Source organism: Flavobacterium sp. (assembly GCF_027531705.1).
Classification (GTDB): domain Bacteria; phylum Bacteroidota; class Bacteroidia; order Flavobacteriales; family Flavobacteriaceae; genus Flavobacterium.
Map to the genome: position 1 here is coordinate 1 of NZ_JAPZSP010000012.1, position 8796 is coordinate 8796.

8 protein-coding genes and 1 pseudogene are annotated in these 8796 nt (G+C 32.7%); 3 read left to right on the plus strand and 6 right to left on the minus strand.

Annotation, left to right across the window (positions count from 1 at the left end):
- A partial coding sequence (locus tag O9267_RS05055; RefSeq protein ID WP_298176787.1) for a T9SS type B sorting domain-containing protein occupies window positions 1–361 on the plus strand: 361 nt, incomplete at its 5' end.
- A gap of 58 nt (window positions 362–419) precedes the next feature.
- On the opposite strand, the gene O9267_RS05060 is transcribed toward O9267_RS05055, so the two are convergent.
- From O9267_RS05060 to katG, 4 genes are all read right to left on the minus strand, one after another.
- Window positions 420–677 carry a hypothetical protein gene (locus tag O9267_RS05060; RefSeq protein WP_298176789.1) on the minus strand — a complete coding sequence of 86 codons (258 nt, stop codon included), beginning with the start codon at window positions 675–677 and terminating at the stop codon, window positions 420–422.
- Window positions 678–744: 67 nt separating this feature from the next.
- Window positions 745–1053 (minus strand): thioredoxin family protein, encoded by a 309-nt coding sequence (locus tag O9267_RS05065; RefSeq protein ID WP_298176791.1) that lies wholly within the window; start codon window positions 1051–1053, stop codon window positions 745–747.
- 84 nt (window positions 1054–1137) lie between these two features.
- Window positions 1138–1773: a peroxiredoxin gene (locus tag O9267_RS05070; protein WP_298176793.1), complete on the minus strand. Its 636-nt coding sequence runs from the start codon at window positions 1771–1773 to the stop codon at window positions 1138–1140.
- Between the two features lie 244 nt (window positions 1774–2017).
- Window positions 2018–4204, minus strand: coding sequence for a catalase/peroxidase HPI (gene katG, locus O9267_RS05075; RefSeq protein WP_298176795.1), 2187 nt, complete (start codon window positions 4202–4204; stop codon window positions 2018–2020).
- A 226-nt stretch (window positions 4205–4430) separates the two neighbouring features.
- Here katG and O9267_RS05080 point away from each other — a divergent pair, with 226 nt between their 5' ends.
- Complete coding sequence (locus tag O9267_RS05080; protein WP_298176797.1) at window positions 4431–6113, plus strand: amino acid permease; 1683 nt, start codon at window positions 4431–4433, stop codon at window positions 6111–6113.
- A gap of 108 nt (window positions 6114–6221) precedes the next feature.
- On the opposite strand, the gene O9267_RS05085 is transcribed toward O9267_RS05080, so the two are convergent.
- Window positions 6222–6782, minus strand: a complete 561-nt coding sequence (locus O9267_RS05085) for a GNAT family N-acetyltransferase (protein ID WP_298176798.1) — start codon at window positions 6780–6782, stop codon at window positions 6222–6224.
- 3 nt (window positions 6783–6785) lie between these two features.
- Window positions 6786–7640, minus strand: a complete 855-nt coding sequence (locus tag O9267_RS05090; protein WP_298176799.1) for an aldose 1-epimerase family protein — start codon at window positions 7638–7640, stop codon at window positions 6786–6788.
- 97 nt (window positions 7641–7737) lie between these two features.
- On the opposite strand from O9267_RS05090, the pseudogene O9267_RS05095 reads away from it, so the two are divergent.
- A pseudogene (locus O9267_RS05095) lies at window positions 7738–8796 on the plus strand (M1 family peptidase); the annotation flags it as partial.

An 8796-nucleotide genomic window follows, 5' to 3' on the forward strand; every position in this document is an offset into this window, starting at 1 on the left:
GAGTAATCAATTTATTGGATTAAACTCAGGTGATCATACGGTTTATGTTAGAGATAAATTTGGCTGTGACGAGATCTATGCAACTGTGAAACTATTGAATTTCCCTCACTTTTTCACGCCAAATGGCGATGACTATAATGATAGATGGAATATTTCTGATTTAGGAGACCAACCTAACGCAAAAATTTATATATTTGACCGCTATGGAAAACTGATGAAACAAATCACAACAGCAGGAGAAGGATGGGATGGAACATTCAACAAAACTCCATTACCAGCAGATGATTATTGGTTTACTATAGAATATCAAGAACAAGGAGTTACTAAAATATTTAAATCGCATTTTGCATTAAAACGATAAATCATCAAAAAAAGAAAGGCTGTCATTGACAGCCTTTCTTTTTATCTAAAATGTTAAATTATTTATCAATAGAACCTAATACTCTTTTCATAAAATCATTTAAGGCTGTTTTTTTATCAGCTCCGTTTTTTATTAATAGATTTACTTCAAGAGCACCATACATATTAGATATCAATTCTCCTATAACCTCAAGTTCTTCATCTTTTAGTGACGAAACTTCACATAGATTTTCTAAAACTTCAATTGTCTCAATTAAATAATCTTGATCATTTTCTTCAATGAACTGAGTCAGGTGTTTTATTATAGGTAATTTCATTTGTTTAGTTTATAGTTTGTTGTTAATAGTTAATGGTTTGCGATAAATTTTACAAACCATTAACTTTTTAGATTACTTCGTATACCAAGTCTGTTAAAACTTCAAGTTTTGTAGTTTGACTTTGATTTACTAAAGTTCCATTTTTGAATGTTGCAAAAGTTGGTAAATTGTCCACCTTTGCCAATTTTCTTGACTCTGGGAATTTTTCTGCATCTACCATAAGAAATGGTATTCTCTCGTTTTGTGAAGCCAACATTTTGAATTTTGGTTTCATAATTCGGCAATTTCCACACCAAGTAGCAGAATATTGAACTACCACAACATCATTTGAAGCAACCACTTCAGCTAAATTATCTTGTTCTATTTCTAAAAACATAGTTTTAAAATTTCAATAGCAACAACAATGTCAAATTTCAATTTCTGATTTTGACATTGTTATTGTCATTGTGATTGATATTTATTAATGAGAAGCTAAGTATGCAGCTGTTGAATTTCTGTCAGCGTTCATAGCATCTTTTCCTTCTTCCCAGTTAGCTGGACAAACTTCACCTTTGGTTTGAACATGTGTGTAAGCATCAATTAATCTCAAATATTCATTTACATTTCTTCCCAATGGCATATCATTTACACTTTCGTGGAATATTTTTCCATCTTCGTCAACTAAATAAGTAGCTCTGTAAGTTACGTTTGAACCCTCTAAAATTTCGTCGTTTATTTCTTCATCATAAACCCATTCTGCATCAAGAATATCTAATGCTGCAGAAAGATTACGAGTTGTATCTGCCAAAATAGGGTAGGTAACACCTTCTATTCCTCCATTATCTTTTGGAGTGTTTAACCAAGCAAAGTGAACTTCGTTTGTATCACAAGATGCACCGATTACCATGGTATTTCTTTTTTCAAACTCTTGAAGAGCAGCTTGGAATGCATGTAATTCTGTTGGGCAAACGAAAGTAAAATCTTTTGGATACCAAAATAAAATTACTTTTTTCTTGTTGTTTTTTGCTTCTTCTAAAACGTTGATTCTTAAATTATCTCCCATAAAAGAGATTGCATCTACTGTAATGTTTGGGAATTTTTTTCCAACTAATGCCATGATTGTATGATTTAAATTATTATTGTTTTTCTGAATACAAATTTACAACTAGAAAGAGATAAAAGACATGATAATTATTGTATTTTCCGATTGATTAATAGATATAAATTATTAATATATTTCTTATAAAATATTAGTATAATAATTTCACTATGTGTTTTTTTTAGTGGTATTTTTTGCATAAAAAACAAAAACCACCTTAAAAAGATGGTTTTTTAGAAAAGCAACAATAACTTTGAAGTTTTTATTTCAAATCATATCGATCTAAATTCATCACTTTTGACCAAGTATTTATAAAATCTTGTACAAATTTTTCTTTGTTATCGTCTTGTGCATATACTTCAGCGTAAGCTCTCAATACAGAATTTGAACCAAAAACTAAGTCAACTCTAGTTGCGGTCCACTTAGTTGCCCCCGATTTTTTATCAACAATGTTGTATAGGTTATCGCCAGCAGGTTTCCAACTGTAGTTCATATCAGTTAAATTCACAAAGAAATCATTACTTAAAACACCTTCATTATTAGTGAAAACACCGTGTTTAGTTCCGTTAAAGTTGGTTCCAAGAACACGCATTCCTCCAATAAGAACGGTCATTTCTGCAGCTGTTAATCCAAGAAGTTGTGCTTTGTCTAACATTAATTCTTCTGGTTGCACTACATATTTCGACTTCATAAAGTTTCTGAAAGCATCGTTTGTTGGTTCTAAAACTTCAAATGATTCTACATCGGTCATTTCTTGTGAAGCATCTCCTCTTCCTGCATGGAAAGGAACTTTCACATTAAATCCACCTTCTTGAGCTGCTTTTTCTATAGCTGCTGTTCCACCAAGAACAATTAAATCAGCAATACTCACTTTTTTACTCAAACCTGCCTGAATTTCGGCAAGTTTAGCCAAAACTCTATGCAATCTTTCAGGTTCATTGGCTACCCAATTTTTTTGTGGTTCTAATTGAATTCTTGCACCATTTGCGCCACCTCTAAAATCTGAGCCTCTAAATGTTCTTGCACTATCCCATGCAGTGTTTATTAGTTCGGCTCTTGTTAATCCGCTATTCAATAACTTTACTTTCAATTCTTCAATTTCAGAATCTGATAAAGTGTAATCTACTTTCGGAACTGGATCTTGCCAAATCAAATCTTCTGCAGGAACATCTGTACCCAAGTATCTATCTTTTGGACCTAAATCTCTGTGAGTCAATTTGAACCAAGCTCTTGCAAAAACTTCTGAGAAATAGGCTTGATCTTGATGAAAACGTTCAGCAATCACTCGATAGGCCGGATCCATTTTCAATGCCATATCAGCATCTGTCATAATAGGATTTTTTCTAATTGACGGATTGTGAGCATCTACAGGTTTGTCTTCTTCTTTAATGTTTACTGGTTCATATTGCCAAGCACCAGCTGGACTTTTCTTCAATTCCCAATCGAGGTTCAATAATAAATCAAAATATTCATTATCCCAACGTGTTGGATGTGTTGTCCAAGCACCTTCAAGTCCACTTGTTACTGTGTCAGCGCCGTTTCCGTTTCCTTTTGGGTTCATCCAACCAAATCCTTGGTTTTCAATTTCGCCACCTTCAGGTTCTGGACCTAAAACCGAAGCATCACCATTGCCGTGTGCTTTTCCAACAGTATGTCCACCAGCAGTTAACGCAACAGTTTCTTCATCATTCATAGCCATTCTTTGGAACGTGATGCGAACATCATGAGCTGTTTTTAATGGGTCAGGTTGTCCGTCAACACCTTCTGGATTTACATAAATTAATCCCATCATCACTGCCGCCAATGGATTTTCCAAATCTCTTTCTCCAGAATAACGACTTCCTTCACCTCCAGATTTTGCTAACCATTCTTTTTCTGCGCCCCAATAAATATCTTTTTCTGGATGCCAAATGTCTTCACGACCACCAGCAAATCCGAATACTTTTAATCCCATTGATTCATAAGCCATTGTTCCTGCTAATATCATTAAATCAGCCCATGAGATTTTATTACCATATTTCTTTTTTATTGGCCATAAAAGTCTTCTAGCTTTATCTAAGTTTCCGTTATCAGGCCAACTGTTAAGTGGAGCAAAACGTAAGTTTCCAGTTCCTGCACCACCACGACCATCAGAAATTCTGTAAGTTCCAGCAGCATGCCAAGCCATTCTAATCATCAATCCACCATAGTGCCCCCAATCGGCCGGCCACCAATCTTGGCTATCAGTCATGAAAGCTTTTAAATCATTTTTAACCGCTTGTAAATCTAATTTTTTGAATTCTTCAGCATAATTAAAATCTTCTCCAAGTGGATTGGTTTTCGAATCATGTTGATGTAAAATATCTAAACTAAGCGCTTTTGGCCACCAATCTTGATTTTTTACACCATCGCTAAAACTTTTTTGGTTTTGATGAAATGGGCATTTGCTAATGTCATTTGAATGTTCCATAAATTTTATTAATTATTTAATTTTAAAACTATTTTATTATTAATTATTTGTTTTTTTAATTTTACTATTCACAAATTTATAAATTTAAAATCATAGAAATATAGATAATTTATGTTTTAAATTTATTTTTTAATAGTTTTTAGTTATAGTTTCTATTTTTTTCGATTTTGTAAATTATTGTGAAATTATATTATATTTGTTAAACTAACATTAACAAACTATCAAGATGTCTTTATCTAATTTATTCAGAAAAAAACCTATCGCTAAAATTTTACAAGAAGGTGGCGATGGTGAACATTCTGGGTTAAATAAAGTATTAACAGTTAAAGATTTAACTTTTTTTGGAATAGCAGCCATAATTGGTGGAGGAACTTTTAGTGCAATCGGTAACGCTTGTTTTTCGGGTGGACCAGCAGTAATTTTATTGTATATAATGTGTGCTGTTGCGTGTGGTTTCACAGCAATGTGTTATGCAGAATTTGCATCTAGAGTTCCAGTTTCTGGAAGTGCTTACACATATGCTTATGTTTCTTTTGGTGAATTATTTGCATGGATAATAGGCTGGGCGTTAATTATGGAATATTCCATTGGAAATATATACATCGCATTTTCATGGAGCGGTTATTTCACTAATTTGTTAGAAACTTTTCATATTCATTTGCCCGAATGGTTAACCATAAATTATAAATCTGCTCAAGATGCTTTTGTTGCAAATAAAGGAGCTGAAGGTCTCGCAGCTTGGCAAAATGCACCAGTAATTGGTGGATTAAAAATCATTTTCGATTTACCAGCTGTTGTTATTAATATTCTAATTACTTATTTAGTTTATAGAGGAACAAAAGAGTCAAAAAACTTTAGTAATGCAATGGTTTATATTAAGTTAGCTATTATTTTACTTGTTATTGTTGTGGGTGCTTTTTATATCGATATTGATAATTGGACACCGTTTATGCCAAATGGTTTTAGCGGAGTTATGGGCGGCGTTTCGGCTGTTTTCTTTGCTTACATCGGTTTTGATGCCGTTTCAACATTGGCAGAAGAAAGTAAAAACCCGCAAAGAGATTTGCCTCGCGGAATGATTTATTCGTTGGTAATTTGTACAGTAGTTTTTATAGTTTTAGCATTAGTAATCACCGGAATGGTTTCTTACGAATTATTAGGAGTGAGTGATCCTTTAGCTGAAATTTTTGCTTTAAAAGGTGTAAAATGGATGTTGTTTATTGTCTCAATAGCTGCTGTTGTAGCTATGACAAGTGTATTGTTGGTTTTTCAAATGGGACAACCTCGAATTTGGATGACAATGTCTAGAGATGGATTGATGCCAAAGAAATTTGCAGAAATTCACCCTAAATATAAAACGCCAGGTTTCGCAACAATTGTGACTGGTTTGGTAGTTGGTCTTCCAATATTTTTTACAGATGAAAATTTTGTATTAGATTTTACCAGTATCGGAACTTTATTTGCATTTGTTTTGGTTTGTGGTGGTGTTTTGATGCTTTCGCCACAAAGCGAAGCCGAATTAGCGGAAAGAGCAACCAAAGGTAAATTCAGAATTCCGTATGTAAATTCTAAGTTCATTTTTCCAGCTATTATGATAGTTGCTTTTGGATTGATTATGAAATATGTACCTACCTTTTTTACCGATATTTTAGATTTTTCGGATGGAAAAATGGCAACAAACTTGCCAATGCTAGTTTTTCTGTTAGTTTGCGCAGTGATGACAATTCTAGCATTTCTTAAAAACTTATCGCTGATTCCTTTGTTAGGATTGGTTTCGTGTTGTTATTTGCTAACAGGAATGGCAGTTTCTAACTGGATGTGGTTTGGATGTTGGTTGGTTTTAGGGTTGATTTTCTATTTTATGTATGGATATAAAAATAGTAAATTGAATAACATTAAAGTTAATTAAACACAAAATAAGCAAAAGATAAAAGGGAATATTTTGAAGTAGTATAGAATTTAAAATTCTCATCACTCATAACTTTATTTACTTTGTGTCTTTTGTGTTTACAAAAAATTACCGTTTAAAATTCCTTTTCAATAAAGAGTAAATTACGGTATCCCAAAATTTCCCTAGCGCAAATTCGTTTTCCAAAATGTGAGCTTCTTTTACAAAACCATTTTTCTGTAAAACTCGTTCCGACGCAATATTATGTGGATCAATTACGCCTTCCATCGAATGCAATTGCATCTCGTCAAAACCATAGGTTACAATCGGTTTTATAGCTTCGGTTGTATATCCTTTTCCGTTGAATTCTGGTAAAATCATATAGCCAATTTCTGCACGATAATTTTCAGGTTTAATGCGATAAATTCCCATAAATCCAACAAATTTCGAATCTTCTTTCAAATAAACGCCCCAATTTATAGCCGTATTATTTTCGATATTTTCATCAATCATTTTAAGATGCGCCAACGCTTGTTCTTCGTTCTCAATTAGTGGACGCGGAATATATTTCATAGCTTCAGGATTACCACGAAGTGCTAGTATATCATTTATGTCAGCTTCTGTAAGTCGTCGTAAATACAAACGCTCAGTTTCTAAATTTGGAAATGGATGAAAGTTGATGCTAAGCATAGTTTATAAAATTTCGATTGCAAATGAACAATCATATTTTTTATTTGGTTCTAAAATCAAAATAGCTTCTTTTTCTGATATGTTTCTTGATGTCTCAGTTGTATCTGAATAACCCAACCAAGGTTCAATACAAACAAATTGAGCGCCTACTTTTGACCAAATTCCAAGGCACTTAAAATCTTCAAAACGTACCTTTAAAATTGCTTTTCCATTCTCAAGAATTGATACATTTTTTGATTGTAATTCCTTGAAAATTAAGGCATCTTTTTCAAATAGTTTATTAGTAATTGGTAACTCTTTATTTTCTAATGAAATGGTGTAGCTATTATTTGAAAGTAAATCATTTTCAAGTATATAGCATTTCAAATCTTCTTGTTTTTCGAATGATAAACTATAATTTTCAATTTCTTTTGGCAATGCAAATGCAGGATGAGCACCAATAGAAAATGGCATTTTTGCATCATTTAGATTGTAAACAGAATAACCAATTGTTAATTCATTTTCTATAAGTGAATAGGTTAATTGCAATTCAAATGAAAAGGGATAGTTCTGTAAAGTCAATTCAGATGATTTCAATGAAAAAGTAACTGAACTTTCTATATTTTGAACCACTTCAAATTCCATATCTCTGGCTAAACCATGTCGAGGTAATTCGTATTTTTGATTTTCATAAAAATAACAATTGTCTTTCAAAGTTCCCACAATTGGAAATAAAACGGGTGAATGTTTTCCCCAAAATGCTGGATTTCCTTCCCAAATATATTCTTTTCCATCAGCAATTTTTACCAACGAATTCAATTCTGCACCTTTTGTATTAATGGTCGCTTTTAGAAAATTGTTTTGTATCGAAATGTTCATCAAGTTAAATATTTTATAAAATAGTCAAATATAAGGTAACAAACATATTGGTTTCTATACTTATTACATATTTTTGTTCACTAAATAAATCAGAAAAATGAAAAAATATTTTTTAAGAGTTGCTTTTGTAACTTTTCTTTTTGGCGTTTTGACTGCAAATGCTCAAGAAGCTAAAACTTCCAATTATAATTACAACGAAGCTTTTGGGAATAATTTTTATACTAAAAATGCTACTGATACTCGTTCTGCAAGCGGACAACCAGGTGCAAAGTATTGGCAAAATAGAGCCGATTATTCGTTAACAGCAACTTTAAACGAGCAAACTAATGAAATTGTTGGAACAGAAATTTTGACTTACACCAATAATAGTCCTGATAAATTAGAATTTTTATGGATGAATGTTGATCAGAATTTATTCAAAAAAGATTCTCGTGGAAATGCTGTTATTCCAACCAAAGGAAGCCGTAATGGCGCAAAAGGACAAGATTTTGACGGCGGTTTCAAAATAAAATCTGTAAAAATTATTAGTACTGTTGCTGGTAAAACTGTTGAAAAAGAGGCAACTTTTGTAATTACCGATACTCGTATGCAAATTCAATTGCCACAAGAATTGAACGCCAATGGTGCAAGTATTAAAATTAAAACAGAATTCTCATTCATTTCACCAATTTATGGTTCGGATAGAACGGGTGTTTTGGAAACTAAAAACGGAAAAGTTTTCACAATTGCGCAATGGTATCCAAGAATGTGTGTCTATGATGATGTTCGCGGTTGGAATACCAATCCGTATCTTGGTGCTGGCGAATTTTATTTAGAATATGGCGATTTTGATATTTCGATAACAGCTCCAAGCAATCATATTGTGGTTTGTTCAGGTGAATTGCAAAATCCAACTGAAGTTTATACTGTCGAACAACAAAAACGTTGGGCGCAAGCTAAAACAAGCGATAAAACAGTTGCGATTCGTTCAGCTGATGAAGTTACAAATGCTAATTCTCGTCCAACAGGAAAAGCTACTTTAACATGGAAATTTAAAATGAAAAATTCTCGTGATGTTTCATGGGCATCTTCTGCAGCTTTTATAATTGATGCTGCCAAAATCAATTTGCCAAGTGGAAAAAAATCATTGGCAATTTCGGCTTATCCAATAGAAAGT

Bases quoted from the DNA above. Each gene is read 5' to 3' on its own strand.
- O9267_RS05080 (WP_298176797.1), top strand. From the start codon at position 4,431: ATGTCTTTATCTAATTTATTCAGAAAAAAACCTATCGCTAAAATTTTA.
- katG (WP_298176795.1), bottom strand. From the start codon at position 4,204: ATGGAACATTCAAATGACATTAGCAAATGCCCATTTCATCAAAACCAA.
- O9267_RS05070 (WP_298176793.1), bottom strand. From the start codon at position 1,773: ATGGCATTAGTTGGAAAAAAATTCCCAAACATTACAGTAGATGCAATC.
- O9267_RS05065 (WP_298176791.1), bottom strand. From the start codon at position 1,053: ATGTTTTTAGAAATAGAACAAGATAATTTAGCTGAAGTGGTTGCTTCA.
- O9267_RS05085 (WP_298176798.1), bottom strand. From the start codon at position 6,782: ATGCTTAGCATCAACTTTCATCCATTTCCAAATTTAGAAACTGAGCGT.
- O9267_RS05090 (WP_298176799.1), bottom strand. From the start codon at position 7,640: ATGAACATTTCGATACAAAACAATTTTCTAAAAGCGACCATTAATACA.
- O9267_RS05060 (WP_298176789.1), bottom strand. From the start codon at position 677: ATGAAATTACCTATAATAAAACACCTGACTCAGTTCATTGAAGAAAAT.